The organism is Shewanella marisflavi (assembly GCF_023283925.1).
Classification (GTDB): domain Bacteria; phylum Pseudomonadota; class Gammaproteobacteria; order Enterobacterales; family Shewanellaceae; genus Shewanella; species Shewanella marisflavi.
Window position 1 is genome coordinate 503793 of sequence record NZ_JAKIKX010000001.1, and the last position, 23286, is coordinate 527078.

General features: G+C 48.0%; 18 protein-coding genes. 8 read left to right on the forward strand and 10 right to left on the reverse strand.

Annotated features, from left to right (window positions below):
• The first annotated feature begins 216 nt into the window (after positions 1–216).
• On the forward strand, positions 217–1677 hold the full coding sequence (gene katB, locus L2712_RS02140) for a catalase KatB (RefSeq protein WP_248976757.1): 1461 nt from the start codon (positions 217–219) through the stop codon (positions 1675–1677).
• A 113-nt stretch (positions 1678–1790) separates the two neighbouring features.
• Here the strand turns inward: katB and L2712_RS02145 are convergent, their stop codons facing one another.
• Positions 1791–2345 carry a TMEM165/GDT1 family protein gene (locus tag L2712_RS02145; RefSeq protein ID WP_248976758.1) on the reverse strand — a complete coding sequence of 185 codons (555 nt, stop codon included), beginning with the start codon at positions 2343–2345 and terminating at the stop codon, positions 1791–1793.
• A gap of 631 nt (positions 2346–2976) precedes the next feature.
• Between L2712_RS02145 and L2712_RS02150 the strand changes: the two genes are divergently transcribed.
• Both L2712_RS02150 and L2712_RS02155 read left to right on the forward strand, forming a co-directional pair.
• Positions 2977–4176 (forward strand): amino acid permease, encoded by a 1200-nt coding sequence (locus tag L2712_RS02150; protein WP_033540609.1) that lies wholly within the window; start codon positions 2977–2979, stop codon positions 4174–4176.
• A gap of 224 nt (positions 4177–4400) precedes the next feature.
• Entirely contained in the window at positions 4401–6557 is a 2157-nt protein-coding gene (locus tag L2712_RS02155; RefSeq protein WP_033540608.1) for a S46 family peptidase, read from the forward strand.
• 577 nt (positions 6558–7134) lie between these two features.
• Here the strand turns inward: L2712_RS02155 and L2712_RS02160 are convergent.
• Both L2712_RS02160 and L2712_RS02165 read right to left on the reverse strand, forming a co-directional pair.
• Positions 7135–8091 (reverse strand): hypothetical protein, encoded by a 957-nt coding sequence (locus tag L2712_RS02160; protein WP_248976759.1) that lies wholly within the window; start codon positions 8089–8091, stop codon positions 7135–7137.
• Positions 8092–8363: 272 nt separating this feature from the next.
• Positions 8364–9275, reverse strand: coding sequence for a LysR family transcriptional regulator (locus tag L2712_RS02165; RefSeq protein WP_074546113.1), 912 nt, complete (start codon positions 9273–9275; stop codon positions 8364–8366).
• Positions 9276–9387: 112 nt separating this feature from the next.
• Between L2712_RS02165 and L2712_RS02170 the strand changes: the two genes are divergently transcribed.
• From L2712_RS02170 to L2712_RS02185, 4 genes are all read left to right on the forward strand, one after another.
• Entirely contained in the window at positions 9388–10539 is a 1152-nt protein-coding gene (locus L2712_RS02170) for an alanine racemase (RefSeq protein ID WP_248976760.1), read from the forward strand.
• 2 nt (positions 10540–10541) lie between these two features.
• A complete protein-coding gene (locus tag L2712_RS02175) occupies positions 10542–11465 on the forward strand; it encodes an ornithine cyclodeaminase family protein (protein ID WP_017066871.1) in 924 nt (307 codons plus the stop codon).
• Complete coding sequence (locus tag L2712_RS02180; protein ID WP_248976761.1) at positions 11458–11931, forward strand: GNAT family N-acetyltransferase; 474 nt, start codon at positions 11458–11460, stop codon at positions 11929–11931. Before L2712_RS02175 ends, L2712_RS02180 begins: the two co-directional genes overlap by 8 nt.
• Positions 11932–12073: 142 nt before the next feature.
• Entirely contained in the window at positions 12074–12427 is a 354-nt protein-coding gene (locus L2712_RS02185) for a hypothetical protein (RefSeq protein WP_248976762.1), read from the forward strand.
• Positions 12428–13091: 664 nt separating this feature from the next.
• Here the strand turns inward: L2712_RS02185 and L2712_RS02190 are convergent.
• The 3 genes from L2712_RS02190 to amrB all read right to left on the reverse strand — a co-directional run bounded on the left by L2712_RS02190 (position 13092) and on the right by amrB (position 15359).
• On the reverse strand, positions 13092–13598 hold the full coding sequence (locus L2712_RS02190) for a DUF4823 domain-containing protein (RefSeq protein WP_232479448.1): 507 nt from the start codon (positions 13596–13598) through the stop codon (positions 13092–13094).
• Between the two features lie 407 nt (positions 13599–14005).
• Complete coding sequence (amrA, locus tag L2712_RS02195; RefSeq protein WP_248976763.1) at positions 14006–14581, reverse strand: AmmeMemoRadiSam system protein A; 576 nt, start codon at positions 14579–14581, stop codon at positions 14006–14008.
• Positions 14559–15359, reverse strand: a complete 801-nt coding sequence (gene amrB / locus L2712_RS02200; protein ID WP_248976764.1) for an AmmeMemoRadiSam system protein B — start codon at positions 15357–15359, stop codon at positions 14559–14561. Before amrB ends, amrA begins: the two co-directional genes overlap by 23 nt.
• A 64-nt stretch (positions 15360–15423) precedes the next feature.
• On the opposite strand from amrB, the gene amrS reads away from it, so the two are divergent.
• On the forward strand, positions 15424–16512 hold the full coding sequence (gene amrS, locus L2712_RS02205; protein ID WP_248976765.1) for an AmmeMemoRadiSam system radical SAM enzyme: 1089 nt from the start codon (positions 15424–15426) through the stop codon (positions 16510–16512).
• A gap of 205 nt (positions 16513–16717) precedes the next feature.
• Here amrS and L2712_RS02210 read toward each other — a convergent pair whose 3' ends face one another.
• From L2712_RS02210 to L2712_RS02225, 4 genes are all read right to left on the reverse strand, one after another.
• On the reverse strand, positions 16718–17362 hold the full coding sequence (locus tag L2712_RS02210) for a class I SAM-dependent methyltransferase (RefSeq protein ID WP_248976766.1): 645 nt from the start codon (positions 17360–17362) through the stop codon (positions 16718–16720).
• Positions 17363–17573: 211 nt separating this feature from the next.
• On the reverse strand, positions 17574–18458 hold the full coding sequence (locus L2712_RS02215) for a tetratricopeptide repeat protein (RefSeq protein ID WP_248976767.1): 885 nt from the start codon (positions 18456–18458) through the stop codon (positions 17574–17576).
• A gap of 180 nt (positions 18459–18638) precedes the next feature.
• Positions 18639–19406, reverse strand: a complete 768-nt coding sequence (locus L2712_RS02220) for an EAL domain-containing protein (protein WP_248976768.1) — start codon at positions 19404–19406, stop codon at positions 18639–18641.
• A 248-nt stretch (positions 19407–19654) separates the two neighbouring features.
• On the reverse strand, positions 19655–23233 hold the full coding sequence (locus L2712_RS02225) for a S8 family serine peptidase (protein ID WP_248976769.1): 3579 nt from the start codon (positions 23231–23233) through the stop codon (positions 19655–19657).
• Positions 23234–23286 lie beyond the last annotated feature (53 nt).

The window sequence follows — 23286 nt, forward strand, 5'->3', positions numbered from 1 at the left end:
AGTTTAGCGTTATTCATTTTAATCGTTTTCGCTTTGTTGGCTTGTCGACTAGTCTTACTGCATCGACAAGTTAAATGCTGGGCTTAGCCACTCAAGGGTGGGACTCAGAGGAGCATAAATCATGGCCACAATATTTGATGTTATCGAAGACTGGTTGAGCTGACTCGACCCCAAAAGCCATTGACCGAAAATAGATCACACAGGATGGAGCGAATTATGACAACGAACTACTTAACCAGCCAAAGCGGTGCCCCGATTGCCGACGACCAAAACTCACTTTCAGCCGGTGAGCGTGGCCCGCTGTTACTTCAAGATTGGCACCTTATCGAGAAGCTGGCGCACTTTAATCGCGAACGCATTCCCGAGCGTATCGTTCATGCCAAGGGCACAGGCGTCTATGGTACCTTCACCCTGACCAAAGATCTGAGCGATTACACCATTGCCGATCATTTTAATGGCGAAGGTAAGCAGACAGAGACCTTTGTACGCTTCTCTACCGTGGGCGGCGAGATGGGCTCAGCCGATGCCGAGCGCGATCCCCGTGGATTCGGCCTGCGTTTTTATACTAAGCGCGGTAATCACGATATCGTCGGTAACAATACGCCAACCTTCTTCTTGCGTGATGGCATCAAGTTCCCAGACTTTATCCATACCCAGAAGCGTAACCCTATGACCAACCTGAAAGATCCACAGGCGATGTGGGACTTTTGGTCACTCAACCCAGAAGCCATGCATCAGGTGACCATCTTGATGTCAGACCGTGGTATTCCGGCGAACTATCGCCAGATGCACGGCTATGGTTCGCACACCTTCTCTTTCTGGAATGCCAAGGGTGAACGTTTTTGGGTTAAGTTCCATTTTAAATCGCAGCAAGGCGTGGCGAATTTGACCAACGAGCAGGCGGATAAGCTTAAGGGGATCGATCCTGACTCGTCACAGCGTGACATGGTGGCGGCGATCCAAGATGGTAACTTCCCGCGCTGGACAGTGAATGTGCAGATCATGCCGGAAGAGGATGCCAACTCTTACTATATCAATCCGTTCGATCTGACTAAGGTTTGGCCACATGGTGACTACCCACTGATCGAGATAGGTGTACTGGAGCTTAACCGTCTGCCGCAAAACTATTTTGCCGAAGTGGAGCAGGTGGCCCTGGCGCCGAGTAATCTGGTGCCCGGTGTCGGTGCTTCGCCGGATAAGATGTTGCAGGCGCGTCTGTTCGCCTATGCCGATGCCCAGCGCTATCGTATTGGTGCCAACTATAACCAGTTGCCGGTGAACTGCCCCCATGCGACTCAGGCTAACCATCATCAACGTGGTGGCGCCATGGCGGGGACTCAATGCCCCTTCAGCGGCAGTCAGACGGGCGGCGATGCCAGTGCCAACTATGGTCCGAATAGCACCTCTGAAGCCTTGGTTGAGCCCACTCAGTTTGCCGAGCCGCCGCTAAGACTCGACGGCGAAGCCGATCGCTATAGCCGTTACGATCAGGATGACTATACCCAGGCGGGTAACCTGTATCGCATCTTTAGTGAGGAGGAGAAAGCCAGATTAGCCGCAACCATCTCAGGTTCGCTAAGTCAGGCAAGCGTGGATGTACAAGAGCGCATGTTAGCCCACTTCTTCAAGGCCGATGAAGACTATGGTCAGCGCATCAAACAGGGATTGGGCCTATAACCGCCTGTAAATAAGTAACCTGTAGAACAAAGCCAGTGACTTGAGTCACTGGCTTTTTTGTTAAGGCTTAATCTGATTTTCGAGTCAGGGCCTTGGTTTAATAGAACCTTGGTTTAATAGATCAGGGTTGCGACACCCAGCAGGGCAAACAGGGCGGCGCAACCACGGTGGATCCATGTCATCGGCAGTTTCTCGGCGCTGAAGTGACCGGCAAGGACGACGGGCACGTTGGCAATCATCATGCCCAGGGTGGTACCTAACACGACTAGGGCTAAGGCGTCATACTTGGCCGATAGAACCACTGTGGCAACCTGAGTCTTGTCGCCCATCTCGGCGAGGAAGAAGAGAATAAAGGTCGCGACAAAGGGACCCATCTTATAAAAACGACTCTCTTCGGCATCAACTTTATCCGGTACCAGTACCCAGAGGGCGATAGCAAAGAAGGAGAAAGCGACAATATAGGTGGCGACTTCTGGGCTTATCCAGTTGATGGCCCATTGGCCTAACCAGGCGGCGGCGAAATGGTTTGCCAGGGTCGAGAGAGAGATCCCTAAGATAATGGCGGTTTTATTTCTAAAGCGTGCGGCGAGTATGAGTGCCAGCAGCTGAGTCTTGTCACCGATCTCGGCAATAGCGACGGTGAAGGTTGAGGCGAGTAAAGCTTCCATCATAGTTCCTAAGGGGGCAAAAAATCCAAGCACGATCCGCCGCCCCCTAATGAATGAACGGTAACCGTGCTCAGGTCTTGCAAAGTAAAAGGTGTTCCCCCTTACCGTGAGTACCATGGCATGTGGCCAAGTATGTTGACACTCACTCAAGGCAATTGCTCGCCTTGTTAGCTACTCCCCTGAAGCAGTGGCGGCAATTATACCCAAATCCGTTTGAGGCGCAAGCTGGTGAGTACCAATGAGCAATTTTTATGCGCAATGATTACGCTGTAGACAAGTTGTTTCGCGCTTTTTGCGCCTTTGTGTAATCTTGCGCCCAATCCCGCGCGATACCTTGTGCGCTGGCAACGCCTCTGTTAATGTGCCAAACAGTCAAATTTATAGAGTAAAGGTAGTGATTAAACAAACCTATCGATATTGTTACCGATTTAGACAGCCTCAGGGGCTTAGTTAAATCGGAAGATAGTGTATAGCTAAGCTGTTGAGGCCAACCCAACGCGTACTAGGACAGAGTTCCATAGTTCGGTTAGGAGGCTATCGCTTAGTGTGTTTTATGACTAATTCCCGCCTTCGCAGCCGTTCTAAATCTGACCTTCCAAAAAGAGAAAATTAAAAAAGACAGGACAATTTTGTGAACTTAAAAATGCTTGGCTCTATTGCCATCGTTGCGGGCACCGCAATTGGGGGAGGCATGTTGGCATTGCCTCTGGCTACCGCTTCATTGGGGACAATACCAGCCTTACTGCTATTGGTGGTGATTTGGGGGGTATCTATTTATACCTCGCTGCTGATGTTAGAGATTAACTTACGTGCTGGGGTAGGGCTTAATGTTCACGCCATCACGGGCAAGACACTCGGCAAGGTTGGACAGCTGATCCAGGGGGGCTCCTTCCTCAGCCTGCTGTTTGCTCTGACCATGGTTTACCTGATGGGGGGATCTTCCCTGTTAGAGTCGCGCTTTGAACCTCTGGGGATCAAGGTGAGTCATGAGGCGGCAGTGTTACTCTTTACCTTGATTTTCGGTGGTTTTATTGCCATTGGTGTGTCTTGGATCGACAAAGTCTCACGGGTGCTGTTTACAGCCATGGTGGCACTGTTTGTTATCGTGGTGCTGTTTTTGCTGCCCGAGGTAAGCCCAACTTATATTCTGCGTGAATCCTCTGCCGAAATCGTCTCTAAGGGCGAGCTGGGTAACCTTTGGTTGGCGGCGATCCCTGTGGTCTTTACCTCTTTCGGTTTCCATGTCTGTATCGCCACTATTGTGCGTTACTTAGATGGCGATGCCATGTCACTGCGCAAGGTGCTCATGATAGGTTCTAGTATTCCACTGCTCTGTTATATCCTTTGGTTGATGGTGACCTTAGGTACAGTAGGCGGGGCAACAGTGCACGGTTTCGAGGGGTCACTACCTAAGTTAGTGTCGGCGCTGCAGGCGATTGCTCACTCAGACATTTTGCGTCAGTGTATCGATCTGTTTGCCAATCTGGCGCTGATCACCTCTTTCCTTGGGGTGACCATGAGCCTGTTTGATTATATTGCCGAGCTGACTCGTGCCAGAGATAACCTCTTAGGTCGCGTACAAACCTGGCTGGTCACCTTTGTGCCTCCGCTGCTGTGTGCACTTTACTACCCAGATGGATTTATTAAGGTGCTAGGTTTTGCCGCTTTGCCATTGGTGGTGATGATCATCTTCTTGCCTATCGCTATGGCGCTGGGGCAGCGTAAACAAAACCTGGGTGGTTACCAGGTCGGTGGCGGTAATTTTGCCCTAGGGGCATCAGCCTTAGTGGGACTGGTGATTATTGCCGCTCAGCTTTGGGTTGCGCTGTAAAATTCGCCTGAATAAAGTGGTAAACGCTAAGGTGTTCCCCTAGCCGGAAATAACTGCTTACTTTTTAGCTTTTTTGCTAAGCTGTTTGTCACTCAGCAATTTATGATAAAGTCGGGCGATTGCCCGACTTTTTTGTAGGGCTTTTTGAGTCTTCATTGCGCTGAATACTCAAAAAGCCAATGGGTATTATAAAAATTTTTATAACGATAAAACGGACTTAGCAAATGAAAAAGTTACTCGTAACAGTGGCGTTCGCTGCTGCTTTCGGCGCACAAGCCGATGAGGGAATGTGGCAGCCATATCAACTGCCCGCCATGGCTGATGAGCTGAAAGCCAAAGGGCTGGAAATCGACGCCAAATCTATCTCTAAACTCACCGAATTTCCTATGAACGCCGTGATCAGCCTGGGTGGCTGTACCGCGTCTTTCGTATCGCCAAAGGGATTGGTGGTCACTAACCATCACTGTGCCTACGGCTCAATTCAATACAATTCGACCCCAGAGAATAACCTGCTTAAAGATGGTTTTCTGGCCAAGAGTTACAGTGAAGAGCTACCCGCTACCCCTGGTTCGCGAATCTATGTCACCGAGGAAGTGACTAATGTGACCGACAAGGTGAAAGCGGGCCTGGAAAACAAGGTCGGTAACGACTTTTATCAAGGTATCGAGGCCAAAGAGAAGCAACTGGTTGCTCAGTGTGAGGCCGGTGGCGGCTACCGTTGTCAGGTATACAGCTTCCACGGCGGCTTGGAATATTACCTGGTTAAGCAGCTTGAGATCCGCGATGTGCGCCTGGTATATAACCCAGCGGCCAGCGTAGGTAAGTACGGCGGTGATATCGATAACTGGATGTGGCCACGCCACACTGGTGACTTCTCCTTCTATCGTGGCTATGTCGCCAAAGATGGCAAGCCAGCAGATTTCAGTAAAGACAACGTGCCTTACGAGCCAAAGAGCTTCCTTAAGGTATCGGCCAAGGGCGTGAGCGATGGCGATTTCGTGATGGTGGCCGGTTATCCGGGTCGCACCAACCGTTACCGCACCGCCAACGAAGTGGAAAACCAGTTCGAGTGGGCTTACCCAGAAGGCAAGATGCTGCGTGAACGCTTTATCGAGATCATCAAAGAAACCGCGCCCGAGGGCAGCGACGAGCGTATCAAGTATGAGAGCTTAATCGCCGGTCTGGCTAACTATGCTAAGAACTTCACTTCGATGATCGAGTTCTATGGTAAGTCGACCATGCTCGAAGATCGCAAGGCTCGCGAGGCGGCTCTGACCACTTGGATCAATAAAGACAGCCAGCGTCAGGCCAAATATGGTGAGACTTTGGCCGAGCTGGACAAGCTGATCAAAGAGAGCCAGGAGCATCAGGCCCGCGACATCATCTTAGGCTATATCGGCTACACCACCATGTTGCCGACTGCACGTAGCCTCTACCGTCTGGCGAATGAGAAGCAGCTTGATGACATGGCCCGCGAGCCAGGTTACCAGGAGCGCGACATGACTCGTTTCAAGTCAGGTCTTGAGCGTATCGACCGTCGTTATGCGCCGAGTGTCGATAAGGCCGTAGTGCTGGATCTGCTGACGCGTTACGCCAACTTGCCTAGCGAAGAGCGTATCCCTGCGCTGGACAAAGCCTTTGGCATAGGCAAGAAGTTTGACGCCGCTAAGCTTAGCAAGACGTTAGACAAGATGTACGCCAAGACTCAGCTAGGCGACAAAGAGACTCGTTTAGCCTGGATGGATAAGTCAGTGGCCGACTTCAAGGCGTCTAAAGATCCTTTCATTCAGTTTGCTGTCGCCATGTATGACACAGATATGGCCCAGGAAAAGAAAGAGAAGGAGCTGTATGGCAAGCTGATGAAGGTGCGTCCTCAATATATGGATGCCATCATCGCCTATAACAAGGAGCTGGGTAATCCTGTCTACGCCGATGCTAACTCTAGCCTGCGTGTTACCGTGGGGCACGTGAAGGGCTACTCGCCGCAAGATGGTCTGCAGGCCGTACCATTCACTCGCCTTGAAGGCATACTGGCTAAAGACACGGGTGAAGAGCCGTTCGATGCGCCTAAGAAGCAGCTTGAGCTGATTAAGCAGAAGCAATATGGCGACTACTATATGAAGTCTATTGACTCTGTGCCGGTGAACTTCCTGTCAACGCTGGATACCACAGGTGGTAATTCAGGTTCACCAACCCTAAACGGCCGCGCCGAGCTTGTCGGTCTGCTGTTTGACGGCGTCTATGAATCTATCATCGGCGACTGGGGTTACGATACCGACACCAACCGCTCTATCCAGGTAGATAGCCGCTATATGCTATGGGTGATGAAGTATCTGGATAACGCCGATAACCTGTTGGCGGAAATGGAGATTGTTCACTAATTCTAGCGATTAGTGGAGGCGCTGGTTGGATGCTATCTAGTTAGCGTTAAGGTTAAAAGGGTTTAGATGAGAATCTAGGCCCTTTTTTACGTTAAAGGGGTAACTTTCTTGGTGTTTACTCTTTGTATTTAGTTGAAATTCATTACCCTTGTTTTAGCGTTAGCCGTAACTGATGTTAATTGCTTGCGGGAGGTTAAATGCTGATAGCATCAAGGTTGCAATGCACTGGAAATCATTAATCTGGTGGGGTAGAAATTTAATACCCTTGCTATAGCGTTAGCCGTATTTTTAATCTATTGCCTGCCGCAGGCTCATGTGCAGATACGCTGGTGAGACGCCGTGAATACATCCTGTAGGCTCTGCCGAAACATCCCTGTTTCGGAAGCTCACCAGCGTATCTACACCCGGTTTTCCATTTCTTCGATTTGCCCTTACTTGTATCACTCAGACAATCAAAAGCTAAATTGTTTTTGGACAAATCCGTGTTATACCTTCAACGTAAGAAGGTAAGTTTTGGATTAAAATATATATTGAAAACGCTAAGAATAGGTGAAAATATGGTGCCATGAATCTCTTATTAAAGAAGGTCATGAACCCCCACATTCCACATTCCACACTTTGACAGAATCAACCGTCGAGCAACGCACTGCACATTATGAACGTCATATGGTCCTAAAAATGACGAGTTTTCACTAAATTTATGAGCAGTCATGAAATTTCGAATATAACTACAGTAGTGTATAGCATCTGGAAGATTGAGCTCTATATCTCGAATAGCTACATTATGTTCATCAATCAGATTACCTAGTCTGGGTTTGACATTATTTTCAGCGGGTGATTCATCACCTCTGAGAATCCATCTAACCTTTTGCTCAGGATCAATTCCAGACTCATGTAATCTGCATTTTATATCTTTAAGAACTTCTGGATTCCAAAATCCAGCTTTATTATCTATAAACCGTTTTTTCTCGCTGCTAGACTTAATTTGAAGCTGAAGTTCTTCGATTGCAGAGAATGCTAGATTTATCGCTACAGACGTACTGACATGTTCAGAGTAATATTCAGAAGATTTTTCAAATACCTGCCCGTACATAGGAGCTGCTGACCACCAAGTTATGCAATCAATAGCTAGACTTCGTGCTAACTTATGAATTGCATAAATCAGAGATTTATCGCGCCATGCCTTCGTAGCAATGTGTATCGCCACTGGTAGTTCAGGTCTATGGACAAACTTTTCAAAGTAGCCATGAGTTTGAAATACATTACAAAAAAGAGACCTCTGTTTCTCCACATCACAAGGAATTTCGAAAGCAGATCGTAACCCTATTCGATCTGTAGGGTTTCCTTCTAATACATCATAAGATGCACAAATAAGTTGGATGATATTATTAGCAGTTATCTCATCAGCTTTAAATACCATTAATTTGCCAGGAATATCATCAGCCAATTGAGAACCCAATGCCGAAGGGTGAGATATTTGGTGAATAACTCCCGTAGATGAAAACCAATATCGCCCTGACGGGTCAGAGTTCATTTCTAAGCTCCAATCATCTATTGAATTTAATGATTTCAACGAACTGAGGTGATAGGGATTAGCTACGAGAAAGCTGCAATATGAATTCATATAGTCTTCTTATTAAATTGTCTGTGAATCGCCACTGATATCGAAGACACTTTCTAGCATTACTAAAATTGGGTCAACAGGCCAATACCAAGCAGAGCTAGTTCAGTCATGCGAAACAAGTAATGGGGCAAAGGTGTGTTTGCCATGATCGGCGCTAGCACACCTCTGGTAACAACATACTATCAACTTAACCACGGCGCTTTTTGGCATTGATCTTTTAATAGTGATAAAAAGCCAGTGACTCGCGCTGACCTCTCATGCGCAGCAGAACTCACGAGGGCAACAATATCGGCATTTGGAAGCTCATAATCTGGCAATAATCGCACTAATTTACCACTATCAATCTGTGATTGAATATCCCATTCAGATCGCATGATAATCCCTAAGTCTCTTAAGGCCCAGTCTTTAATTACTCTGCCCTCATTACTTGCAAGTGAAGGACGAATTCGAACATTTTCTATGGATCCTGAGACTGTATGAGTAAAGCTCCACAACGTGACATCTTCATTATTTTCTCTCAACGCAATACATTGATGCTTCTTAAGATCTTGCGGAGTTTCAGGCTGCCCATAACGTGATAAATACTCGGGCGAAGCGCAAACAAAGCGCTTGTTTGGGGCTAAACTCACCATCTTAAGGCTGGAATCCGCCAGGTGACCAATGTAGATGATAATGTCCCATTTATGATGGTTGGCCCAGTTTGGCTTATCTGATAACTCTAGCTCCACCTCTAGGCGAGGATGAGCTTTTTTATACTCACCTAATAAAGGGGCTATCACATCGTTGCCAAAGCCAAGGGGCGCCAATACTCTTAGACAACCACTGACATCCCCTCTGCTTTCATTGAGTTTATCGGTGAGCTCGTCCAAATCTTCAAGGATCGAAATACCAGTATCAACTAAAACGCGCCCTTCTTCTGTTAAGCTAACCACTCGCGAAGGCCGTTGAAGTAACTTAAGCGATAGCTTCTTTTCGATATGTTGAATACGCTGAGTGACTGATGGCGGCGTTATATTGAGCGTACGAGCCGCATCAGCCAATGTTCTATGGTTAGAAACTACCACAAGAAATCGAATATCTTCTGTCGTTAACATTAACTTCCAACCTAATGTATAAGTAGATTTTTGTTAATATAATTCAACTTCTTCCTACTTCATAATCATTTCATCAATAGTTAATTTCACTTTGCAAGTTTAGGTAAATGAAATGATTAAGCATACGGAACACCCTGATTTAGAAAAAAAATACAATGCTATCGGCACACCATTTCTCTATTTGGATAAACAAAAATTTTTGAGCAACCTTGCTCAAATGCGCAGCCATATGTCGAAACTAGACACACCACTAAGGCCCCACTTTAAGACCGTAAAATCGTTAGATGCGCTTCCGTACTTAATTGACTCTATAGAGGATCCAATCACTGTATCCACCCTTGAAGAAGCAGAACAGCTTGCCAGTTATGGTTGTAAAGACATTCTCTATGCTGTTGGCATATCAAAAGAAAAGCTATTGCGAGTCGAACTGCTACTCAAACGTGGTATGAGTATTGTGGTTTTACTTGATAGCATGGAACAAGTCGATTTCGTTAACACCTACTGTCAAGAACGTGGGTGTGTTATTAGCTGCCTGATAGAGATTGATTGCGACGGACACCGAGGTGGAGTAAGTGCAGATTCCGAAGCCCTGATTGCAATGGCTAAGAGCTTAGATAAGGGGTTGGGCAATTTTAAAGGGGTGATGCTCCACGCAGGTGAGTCTTACCACTGTAAGTCTCGAGAAGCGTTAAACCAATCCGCCAGTAATGAAGTAGCGACTGCACAACTTGCGGCGAAACGCCTCGAGTCGGTTGGGATTTACTGCGAAATAGTCAGCGTGGGGTCTACCCCGACGGCATGCTCATACACAAACACAAGTGGAATCACAGAAGTCAGAGCTGGCGTCTATTCATTGTTTGACTTAGTGATGCATCGGCTTGGAGTGTGTACTTTAAACGATATCGCAATCTCAGTAGTAAGTAGTGTTATTGGACACAACAAATCGAGGGGGCAAATATTTGTTGATGCTGGATGGATGGCTCTTTCTTTAGATAAAGGTCATGACGAACAATGTTATGGCGTGGTTCTCCAACCGAATGGCCAAGAGAGTCAAATACTGAAAGTAGTGCAGGTAAATCAAGAGCACGGCATACTCGAAGCGGCTTCTGGAAGCGAGATCGACTTCGAATGTTTTCCCATTGGTTCTAGAGTACACATCGTCCCAAATCATGCATGCTCTACAAGCGCTATGCACAGTAAATACTATGTCTTTGACTTGGTCGAGGGTCAAATTGAGCAATGGCAACGTGTTTCAGGGTGGTAAACATGATTTATCTAGATGAAAAAACGACAGCAGCGTTAATTTCTCACGAGCTGGCATACAAAGCGGTCAAAGCGGCATTTTCTTCAGTACAAGATCAGCACTCATCAATATTTCCGGTCGTTAACGCATCAGGCCCGATCGAAGGCTCAATGTTTTCACTCAAATCAGCATGCACAAATCAATTACTTGGTTGGAAAATGGGAAGCTATTGGCCTTGCAATAATCAGTTTGGGCGACCGAACCATGGTACTCATATCTTTCTTCTTTCACCGGATACGGGGGAAATGAAAGCCATTTTGTCAGCAAGTTTGGTCAATGCCTACCGAACTGCAGCAGCTGATGCCATCGCTGTTGATCTACTGGCGAGACAAGATTCATCTGTACTCGCGTTATTTGGCACAGGTCATCAAGCTAAATACGAAGCGCTTGCCATTTCAAAAGTTAGGAATCTATCTAAAGTCCTGATTGTTGGTAGAAATCAGACTAACGCCAACCAACTAGCGAAAGAGCTAAGCAAAGAAGGGTTAACAACAGACATCAAATCCGCTCAAGAAGCCTGTGAAAGCGCAGATATTATTGTTACCGTTACAGCGTCCACCGCTCCTTTGTTTGAATCTTCATGGGTAAAACCTGGAACTCATATTTCTGCAATGGGAGCAGATAAAATAGGAAAACAGGAACTTCCACCATCGCTATTTGAGAACGCCACCCTCTATTGTGATTATTTATCTCAGTCCAAAACGATTGGTGAGTTCCAGCATGCGCCAGATAAAGAGATCTATCAGATCGGTGACAAGCTTCAATTAAAAGAAAGGAACAAAAACGACATTACTATTTTTGATAGCTCAGGAATTGCCTATCAAGATCTTTATATTGCGCAAATAGTTTTAGATAAATACCTATCCAAGGGAGATGACCATGAATAACGTTAGCTTTTTAAAAATAAACGGTAACACCATCGATGACATTATCGACCTCTCTGTGGAAGGGTCCCAAAAACATCTCATTGCTAATAACGCAGAATGGCTTGCAGAGGCGAGTTTCAACGACGATAGCGTCAGTTACGGCATTTATTTAGACGACAAGCCAGCAGGGCTCATCTCTCTTATCGATCCAAGACTACTCGACAAGTTCGATGATCACTTTCAAAAGGATCATTTGTACGTGTGGCGCGTCATGATTGACCATCGTTTTCAAGGAAAGGGATTGGGAAATCAAGCGATTAACTTTAGTAAGCGATACGCTTCCATTATCGGTTTACAAGGCGTGTCCCTGACAACAATGGATAAAGAGGAAGGGAATGCTCTCCATATTTACCAAAAGCTCGGATTTATACCAACGGGTAGAAGACTTGATGATGAAATTGAATTAATTTTTAGCTTCAAGATATGATTTAATAATCGGTTTAGATGGTTCAATAAATTACTAACAATTAAACCTTATAGTAAAACATGAAGTGATTATTTTAATCTTACAATCACTCGTTAATTAAACACGTAAAAATGAATTTTAATTTTATCAATTTGGATGGCTAGTGAAAAATATACTTGTATATACCATTTTTATTATTTTATTTTCAGGGTGTAACTATGAGTATGAATCATACTCGGAATCATATACCTCAAAGATTATTAAAAATGTTGTTCTAGACATAGAATGTGTTAAATCTTCTCTTGATAAAAATTTAGAATTTAATACAGTGACTGAAAGTAAAAACTCTCTTAGAACCAGCATTTCGGATATTGAAGTGCAAGTAAAGGTGACTGAGAATGAATTAGTCATCTTGTCTAAATACAAAACAGAGAGTAAACATGACAAGGATATTTATATTGTAAGTGCTGTTGGAAAGAGAGTTGAAAGAATCATTTTTAATGATTGTGATTATTAAAAATGAACATCACCGTCTAAATAATTGCATCCTTGCTTATAAAGTTCATGAGTTCCATCAGCTTGAAAATTTATAGTTAACCCTGTTTATTGATAACATTTTCTAGACAAGCTAATAGAATCGAATTTATATGCATACGGTCAAGTAAAGAGGGTTATTGATGGTAACTTGGCATTAACAAAATTCAAGTAAAATAAATGAATTACTTCCATTCGATTTCACAAGGCTAGCAAGCTTTGGGGCAAAAATCAGTTAGCTTTCACGTCTTAAATACACCAATACCGCCAAATCGAAGAGACGTTAGATACCGAGTGTAGATACGTCGGTGAGCTTCCGAAACAGGGATGTTTCGGCAGAGCCTAACGGGACTTATTCACGGCGTCTCACAGGCGTATCTGCACATACGTCGTTCTTTCACATCCATGTGATCACGGCATTGGTACTTCCATGTACTGCACCCGCCGGGCAGGCGATAGATTACCATGAAGAGGTGACCTTCAACTGCCTCTCCAGCATCGATGAAGGTCAAAGGTACACAGCATGCCGAAACGGTTTGCACATAAGCCCACCGCAGGTGATAGATAACCATGAAGGTATGATCTTCAAATACCTATCAAACTTCAATCTCGCCTGACGCTAAATCATAAATCATACAATCAACAGCCTATTTATATAGGCTGCTCACAAACTCATTGGTGGGCTCGGGTAGGAGATCTTGAGGATGATCACCGCCGAAACTGGCCCATTTGCTCTTGCCTGTGTATGAGGCGTTGGCGATCTCTTGCTTGGTCATTGCATCCAAGACAACAAGCTGAATCTCTATGGTATCTGATATCCCTGACCATTCGGTTGCCCTGTCTTCCCAGTGAAGAATGATTGGTTTTACAAAATAGCCGAATTGATTAGCATCGAGCTGTTTTAGGCAATCGTCACCCACGCAATTGTCCGCGATAATGACCTTATTGGTGTATTTGGAGAAGGCGCTGCGGACAGCATTGGCCGTCATCTGGCCTGAGTTACGATATTCTTTGTTGCCATACCAGCCATCTTTGGGCATGGCGATCAGCACGCCTTTGGCGGGATTTAATTTAGCTGTGGGAGTCTGTAACGCCGAGTGCTGATATGTAGAGCTGCAACCTGCAAGTAGAAACGCGGAGGTAAGAAGTATCATCGCCTTTATCATTGTTGAACCTCATAAAATTAATCCATTAAAACGTAAATCAGCCTAGCTGGATTCTATGACATAATCCATGAACTGCATCACTAACAAATATCTCATTTAGAAATAAAGATTTCATTGTTATCAATATAGTCAAATCGAAGTGAAGTTGGATACTGTGTAGATATGTCGGTGACCTTCGGTTTCAGGGACGAAAATGTTCCTGACATTTTTCGGCATTCCCTCTATCCTTTGAGGTCAGTGGCTTTCAGTGTGTCATATGCGTCTCTGCCCCCACTGGGCAGGTGGAGATTGCTATAGAGATATGACCTTCAGCCCCCTTACCGAATAACCAATTAGCCAGATGCTAACCCCTAGCCTATGCCAAGTGCTAATTTTGGCCGAAGTCGGATTTAAGGTCATGATGAAATGACTTGGGTGGTAAACCTCTGCAGCATGATGCTGTCATGCCAAAAATTTGGGGGCCAGCCGCCTTTCTGCTTGAGCGCGGTAACAAACGCCTTGGGCGTGGGTAAACTGCGCCAGACCGAGGGGAGAAACAGGGCGCGGCGCCGGCCATCATCCATCAGCAGCCCATCTATGTCGGGTCTGAGTGTATCGAGCAGGGCTTGTTCGCCCTGGTTTTCTATCGGCATGAGCGGTGAGAGAATCGCGATATCCAGGCTGAGTTCGGCGCGCTCTGCCAGGGTGAGCGGCAGAAACCTTTGGTCGTTAAAGCCGCTGGCATAGGCGTTTTCACAGGCGACTCGCCATAGGGGATCCTTGGTCTGCACTGTGCCGATACAGCCTCTTAGTTCGCCGCCGTGGTAAAGGGTAACGAAACAGGCGCAGTGGCGTTGCAAGGCTTCACTGCTGGGTGGTGACGGTAAGATCAAGCCTCGCCCTGCTAAGGCATGATCCAGTACCTGCCAGACCATGCGGATCAGTTCACGCTTATCTGCCTGACTCAGCTCAATAGAGGACGAAGCTGGCATAGCCGACCACCTCTTCATTATCTCTGGGTTGGCGTGATTCACTGCGGGCGATAACATCGCCTGAGTTGGTATGGGTGACACATTTTATTTGCCAATTGACCTTCTTCGCAAACGCCAGCAGGCCATTGAGGGGATGGCAGCCACAGGCCTGTTCGGGGCTCAGGTGGGCGTCGAGGGACAATATGTTACTGCGGGTGTCGGCATCGATGCGGTTGGCTTCGCCATAAGGGTGATAGTGACTCAGATCGCTGCTCACTATGATCAGAGTGTCTTGGTCTGCGACCTCGTTGAGCAAGCGATGCACAGCTTCGGGGCTGGTGGCGCCGACGACGACAGGTAGCAGGGTAAACTCTTCCAGGCAAGATTGCAGCAATGGCAGCTGAACTTCCAATGCATGTTCTTTTTGATGTGCCGTATCTGACTCTATGGCTAACCTTTGCGCCAGTAGCTGTGTTACACCCGCCTTGTCGATAGGAATTTCACCTAGCGGTGTGATAAAGGCATCGCTGCGGGGCAGGGCACAGCCATTGAGTCCCACATAGTGGCTGGGGCCTAATAGGAGAATACGAGTGTAAGGCTGTTGACGATTTCTTAGTAGAGTCAGGGCCTTGGCGGCAACGACGCCTGAATAGAGATAACCTGCGTGGGGTAAGATGAGGGCTTTAGGGATGATGTCACAGCATGGAGGCTCGCTGAAATAACCATTAATTTGCTGCATCAGCAGCGGGGGATCGGCTGGGTAAAAACGGCCTGCGACGGCGGCGGGTCGGTATTTCATCTTCTCTTCCCTAGACTGGGCGTCAACTATACTTTTAGTGTAGGTCAACGACAGGTAAACACCCATGTTAACGACGCCGCCCACATACTTTCCCACCCACTATTGGCATGCCTTAGCGGATGGTCGGGTGTGCTGCGATCTCTGTCCGCGAAAATGCACTATGCGTGAGGGGAAACGCGGTGCCTGCTTTGTTCGTATGCACCATCAAGGCGAGATAGTGCTCACCAGTTATGGGCGCTCCTCCGGCTTCTGTATCGACCCTATTGAGAAAAAGCCGCTGAATCATTTCTATCCCGGCTCGAGCGTGCTGAGTTTTGGCACGGCGGGTTGTAATCTGAGTTGCCAGTTTTGTCAGAACTGGGATATGAGTAAGTCCCGCCAGATGGATACCTTGTGTGACACTGCCATGCCAGATGAATTAGCGGCCACGGCTCGTCGACATGGCTGCAAGAGCATCGCCTTTACCTATAACGATCCCGTGGTGTTTATGGAGTACGCCATCGACGCCGCCCAGGCAGCTAAAGAACTCGGGATCAAAAGCGTGGCGGTGAGTGCTGGCTATATCTGCGAGGCACCCAGGGCCGAGTTTTATCAATATATGGATGCAGCCAATATCGACCTTAAGGCCTTTAGTGAACGCTTTTATCACAAGATCTGTCATGGCCAGCTGCAACCTGTGCTGGAGACCTTGCTTTACCTTAAACGGGAGACACAAGTCTGGTTTGAGATAACGACCTTATTGATCCCGGGGGAGAATGACAGCGATCAGGAACTCAACGCCATGTGCCAGTGGTTGATGGAGAATTTGGGCCCGGATGTACCGCTGCATTTTAGCGCTTTTCATCCCGACTTTAAGCTGCGAGATAAACCCGCCACGCCCCTATCAACTTTGCAGCGGGCTCGCCAAATCGCCCTGAATCATGGCTTGCATTATGTCTATTGCGGCAATGTTCATGATCCTGATTCAGATGCTACCTATTGCGCCAACTGCCATAGGCGGGTGATCGAGCGAGACTGGTATCAGCTGGGGCAATATGCACTGGATGAGACTGGTGCCTGCAGGCATTGTGGTGCGCCCTTACCGGGGCGCTTCGATAAGGTTAGGCAAGACTTCGGAGCCCGGCGCATAGCGGTGCGTATTCATCGGAATTAAGCTGACGGTATAGCTTGGCGGCTTAGCCTGGTGGTTTGGCTTGGTTGTTCGGCTTAGTGGTTTAGCCTAGTGGTTTAGTTTGGTATTTGGCTTAGTGGCTTAGTGGCTTAGTGGCTTAGTGGCTTAGTGGCTTAGTGGCTTAGTGGCTTAGTGGCTTAGTGGCTTAGTGGCTTAGTGGCTTAGCCTGGTATTTGGGCCTGGTGATTTAGCTTGGCTGTTCAGGCTGTTGCGGTTTACGTGCGACACCGCGAATCGTTGGTCTGGCAAGGGAGAACGCCTTACGCATACTCTCGCGTCTTATGGACTCTATCTCGAATCCCGCGAGGCGGAGCTGCACCTCAGTCTCTCTGTTGAGGTGGCAATTACCGGCAATTCGGCGCCAGATGAAGTTCAGTCTATCTTGCCAGCGTCGCCGCCTGCTGCCCGGCTCAGCAGCGACATGTTCGAGAAAGAGCAGGTGAGCGCCGGGTTTGAGTACCCGCCAGATCTCCTTTAGCGTCCTTGGGAGATCATTGACACTGCAGCAGACCAGGGAAACAAATACCCAGTCGAAGCTCGCATCGTCACAGGCAAGCGATTCGGCCGGGCAATCGAGCAGAGTGATCTGACAATCTGGCATCTTGGCGATCGCAGCAGCTAGTCGACCTCTCATATCCTTATCGGGTTCTGTGAGTACCAGTTCGAGCTCTTGCTTTTTGGGATAGAGGGGCAGGCTGGCCCCTGTGCCGGCACCAATTTCCAACACGCGGCCACTGACTTGGCTCAGTAATTCCCTGCGCCAGTCGATGAGGCAGGCCTGCTCTGGCCCGCGCATCAAGTAGTCGTAACAATAGGCGATAATACGTGACATCTTAGCCCCCGATTTGCGACCACAATATTTGCCGTGCATATCGTGGATAGGACATTTCACCTTTGGCTTATTTAAGCACCAGCTTATTTAAGTGTCGGCTTATTTAAGTATGGTCACTTTTAATGATGGGCGCTGTTAATTATGGGGGCGGGCGAAAAGGGACACTCATCCCTTTTCTGTGGCCGTGGCGGTGCGGCGCTAGCCGCTGGTTTTAGCTCTCGCTGGTGGAGATCAGAATATCGAACTTAGGATTGTCTCTCAGGTTATCAAAGTCGGCTTCGTTGGCCGCGACCTCTTTAAAGCTGACGCTGTTTTCGATGGCTTGTTCCAGATCCGACAGGGCGCGATCTTCCTGACCCAGGCAGGCAAAGGCGCAGGCGCGCTGGTAGAGGGCATGAGCGTTACTGCCATCGACCTCAAGTACCCTGTTACACAGGCTCAGCGCCCAGTTAAATTCGCGCATCTCCATGGCCGCATCGGCTTTGTAGGTCATGGCCTCAAGGTCACCGGGGCGTATGGTGAGGATCTCGTTATAGACGGCAATCTTCTGCTCTGGGGTCTGAGCGCTCTGGGCGTGTAGCCATAGCGTGTGGATCTCGTTGATGATCTCGATCTCACGGTTGTTCTTGGTGATGATTCGGCTCTTACGCTTAAGGTCTTGTTCCAGCACCTTGAACTTCTCTTCATATTGCTCAGTGATGGATTGTAACTGCTCCGCCGCGAGCTTGGCGGTATTGGTCTTAATCTCCCGAAGGGATTGCCAACCAATAAAGGCGATGAGCGACGCAACCCCCGCGATGATGTAGAAGAAATAGGTCACGGTCACATTGGCATAGTTAAGAGATTTGTCGGCGACGGCCAATTCCCTGTCGGTGATCTCCACCGTAAGCCTGCGCTCGAGATCTTGCTGGTCGGTGCGCAGCGTCTTAAGCTCATCGAGTATGTAGCGCTCTATGAGGGGCTTATCTAATATCGGCTGCTGAGAGTGTGGCAAGTTGGCTTTAGGCGGTTCAATTTTGGCCTCTTCGGCTGCCTTCAGGGTGAGGGGCATGGTGAATGAAATGATGGCGATTAACATGCAAAGTAAGCGTGGCATAACTGATTTCCGTCGTTTATTTGGTGTGAGTCGTCCTAAATTAAGGTCACACTAACAACATAGGGCTTGTGATGCCAATCTAATTGGCAAAAGTTCAGCTTTGCGGCGCGAAAGAGGTAAGCGCCATGCCAACACTGTTTGTTGTGATTGAAAGCGCGTGGGTCATTACCCACGCTTGGTTTAGCCAATAGAGAAGTCGACCTCTGGCAGGCACTCGAAACCGGGCTTAGCAAACAGGTATCCTTGCATCAGACTGATACCAGCGGTCTTGAGCCAGCGCATTTCATCAACTGTCTCTATGCCCTCTGCTAGGCAGGTGATGTTGAGCTCGCGGCAGATGTTGAGCGTGTGCGTGACTATGATTTGTCGCGTCTTGTCTTGGTGGACATTACGAATCAGCTCCATATCCAGTTTGATGATATTGGTTTGAAAGTTGGCCAATAAACCAAGCCCCGCATAACCTGCACCAAAGTCATCGATGGCGGTGATAAATCCCAGTTCTCGGTAGTATTCCACCACGCGTTTGACGTGTCCGCCGTCTTTTATCTTTTCGGCTTCAGTAAATTCAAACATGATTCTTTCTGTCGGAAAACCATATTCCTTGGCGGCGGCCAGTGTGGTGCGGATACAACGTTCTGGTTGATAGATGGCGTTGGGCAGAAAGTTAATACTCAGCATAGTGTCTAAATCTAACTTTGCTGCGAGGGCGATGGCTTTGACACGGCAGGTTTGATCGAAGGCGTAACGGTTTTCATCATTGACCTTGGCAAGTATAGATGCGGCAGATTCATTACTTGGGCCGCGCACTAAGGCTTCAAAGCCAAATATCTCTTGCTTATGAATATCTATGATTGGCTGAAAAGCCATGGTGAAATCAAAGTCGAGAAGAGGATTGTTGACGCACTGCTGGCAGCCTTTGGTGGCTAACTGAGCCTGATCTGCTTCCATCTAGTTATCCTTAATCTATGGCGCACTGTATTGTCCTGCTTAGTGTCGAAAAGATACTACGCAGTGCAGCAGCTTGATTCGACTCGCCGGAGAGTCTAATGATTCAGTATAGTCGTGATTTTAATCGTTTTTGAAGTGAATTCTTTGAGGAAAGTACATTCGGTAAAAAAATTTTGGCTAACGTCCCTGTTAGCCAAAAAAGTTAAGCGATTGCTATGATTGAAATTAGTTATTATTAGTATTGGTTGTTATGAGTACTGTCTGCGGCGTATTCCCAACAGGAGCAGGGGCAGCAGGGCATATAAGCCAATAGCACCGCCGCCACTCGATTCACTAGGTGGCTCGACTGGTGGTAAAGGCGCATCTTCTACAGTAACCACAAATTGGGTGCTCGCCTCAAACTCGCCGTCACTGGCGGTGACCACGAGAGTGAATGTGCCGCTAGCGGTGAAGGTTAGCTCAAGCTGCTGCTCTGACAGGCTGATCCCCTCAATGCCTGAAGCCGACAATGTAAGCGCATCTCCCTCTGGGTCGCTAAATACCTGGCTGAGATCGACGTTGACCACAGCGCTACCAGCGGTGCTAAGTTGTGCTTTAACATCTGCAATAGGGTTAGCGACTACCGGCGGTGTATTGAGCGGCACTTCCACTGGCGTTAAGCCTTTTACCTTGATCAGTGTTGCGCCAATATTGCGCTTAAGATCTGGGGTCGTCCCCAGCTCAAGCAGACCATAGTAGGTGGCGTCAGCTTCCAGTGGCTGTAGCGTCTGGCTATCGTCAAGGTAGCCATTAACGGTCAAGCTAATGTCAAAGCGCTCATCCTGTGCCACCTGGCTTGGCGCCGTGATGTCGAAGCTCGCCTGGTTGCTATAGTTCACATGGGTAATTTCCATGGTCACTTCGTCGGCCTCATCTTCTACTGTGCCTTCGTAGTTATGTGCAAAGACCCAATAGTTACCTGACGGCGGATTTTCTATGACACAACGTTCTTTCGAGTCAACTTCGCCGCTGAGACAAATCAGGGAATAGAACATCTCATAGGCATCTGGCATGCCATCACCGTTCTCATCGATACCGACAAAGAGATCCATATCAGGCGATGTAGTGTCTGTGATCTCAACTACCAAGCGTTTGGTGTAGGGCTTGACCACAGTCGGCACGCTGAAGATCACTTCAGGGTTAGAATAAGGACTGTTACGTTCGATATCATTAGATGAGCCGATCGCGCTGCCAGTGTAGGATTGCGCCTTAAACAGACCAAAACCACGGCTCTGCAGGTCATTACTGCCAGAAGTAAAGATATCTTCTATGAGTATGCTGTTATCGACATTATTCAGCTCGGCGGCGATCTCTTCGATCACTTGTCCAGCTTTAAAGCCAATGGTGGCTTGCAGATGAGTGTCGCTCATGCTGGCATCAGCATTATTAAGCTTGATATAGCCATGCACCCATTCATCTACCAAGTTGATGTTGGCAGTTGCTTTGATAGTGATTACTTGAGATTCACCAGCATTTAGCGAGAAGCTGGCTGGCGTCACTTCCAGGGTGAAACCTGGGTTGAGGTACTCATATTCAGCCGTCCAGCTGCTGCTTTGGGTCGCGGTGACAGTGCGAGTCCAGCTGCAGTTTGAAATACACTGATTTTGCACCATAGAGCTGGTGTTAAGATTAGTTGGGTCGCCTCCTATTTCAGGGTTGGCAGCTAGATACTCCTCCTTGCTAACATCCAGCAGCAGACCGGCCTTCAATGCCTTATTGATGCGCAGGCTACCCGCGCCTTGATCGAAGAAGTCCGAACGCTGGGTGACGCCATCAAAGTCATCGTCTTTATAGGTCGTCTGATGGGCGGTACTCATGATGGCCGACTGTGCTTGTGCCGGTGTCCAAGTTGGATGAGTCGCTTTCAGCAGCGCATAGGCACCAGCCACATGAGGACTGGCCATAGAGGTACCAGAAAAGCTGACATATGGGATGTGGCCAATCTGTCCGTCAAAGATTCTGTCTTCGGCGTTGGCAGCATAAATGTTTACCCCTGGCGCGGCAATATGTGGCGAGAAGATATTGGTGTAGGGCAGGTTAGGGCCACGAGAGGTAAATACGCCGGCGATATCGCCAAGACTTGGATCTCTTGTGGTCTCTGTGGCTTCAATTGTCGCCTGATGACCTTCACCGCTTGCCAACCATTGCGTCAGACGCTCACCGTTATCGGCATTGAGATGAATGGCCGGTAATACATGGTTGTCATGGTTGAGTGAGTCAGCACCGCCAGGCATGTTAATCAAAATCATGCCGCCCGCGCCGCCTGCTTGAACATTGATCCCTTTGCGGACCCTGGCGTTAACGCCGCGTTCGCAGACAACGATTTCACCGTTAAAGCTACCTGGTTCAAACGGTTCGGTGCATTGTGCGTTGTCAGCGCTAACACTTGAGGCCAAGATAACAGGTCCTGTGATCCCTGTTGTCGCGCCAAACCCGCTCATGTTGCCGGGAGGTGTCTCGCCGCCGGTCATGCCGGTTATCTGCTTTTCTTTAAAGGCTAAGTCGTGGCTATAGGCCGCTACTGTGGTTACCCAAGGGGCGTTACCCGGTGCGCCAATGGTGCCGGCTGTTGGGCCTGCGTTACCCGCCGCGACGGCCACGTGAATACCAGCCTGGCGAGCATTGAGGAAGGCTTCGGCGTCGATAGAAGACCAAGGATCTCTTGCCGAGCCTCCCACTGAATAGTTGAGCACTTGTACGCCATTTTCGATGGCATGTTCAATCGCCTTAAGGGTAAATTCTGGATAGCAAGCCCCTCCATCGTCACAAACCTGGTAAGAGACTAGGTTTGCGTGAGGTGCAACGCCGCTAATCGCGTCGAATTCAAAGGCACTCTTTTGAGCGATGATTGTGCCATCTTCCTCTTCCACCTGCAGGTATAAGTTGACGTCATGTAATATATTGCCTGCTGCCGTAGAGGCGACATGTGTTCCATGACCATTGAAGTCATAGCCGACCTGGGTCTTATTTTCTAAGTCATCATACTCAGGGTTATCCAGGCTATCGGCGCTATCGAGACGATATTGAATCAGCTCAGGATAACTGACGATGCCTATGAGTTTGCTATTACAAAATTGGCTATATTGCTGGCAGTCACCTAAATATTGACCCTCTCCCAGAGGGTTGGTGTGGCGGTATCCATCGGCACCCACTTCGGCAAAAGAGGGGTGGTTGGCATTGATGCCTGAATCCATGATACCCACGATGACGCCTTCACCTTGAGTCGCGCTGACTTGCGCATCACCCTGCCAGACCTGTTTAGCGCCAATAAATTCTGGGCCTGTTGAAGTTTGAATAAAGTGCAGGCCGATAGGCTCTACGCTAAGAACATTGGGGTCTTTTGCAACCATGCTGGCTTCGCTCGGACGCAGTTCAACCGCCATGGCATTGACCACAAGCTGGTATTCATGGGTTGGATTGAGCGAACGTTTAAGCAGGTTGTTGAGTCTTTGTTTGGTCTCTGCTTGCTGCTGCTTCAAATAACTTTTGTACTGCAGACTTGCCTTTGAGTGGCTGTTTAACAGGCCTGAGGCTTGTTTGTTTGCGGTGTTAATCTGAATATTGGTCGCCGCATAACCGGCAAGTGAGCCGTCATAACTGGCAACAGGGCTTTCCTTGAAACGTACAAAGTACATACCGTCGTTGCGTTGTTTATCGGCGCGTTCGAGTTTTAGTTTTTCTTGGCCAGGGATAAGGGTTTGCAATGGCTTAGTATCATCGGCATGGGTTGAGCAAGCGATGGCAGCCGTTAATGCACTAAGCAACAAACTTCTACGACTTAATTTCATTTGATTACCTAAAGGGTTGTGAAATGGGGGATAGCCGTTTTACCGGCTATCCC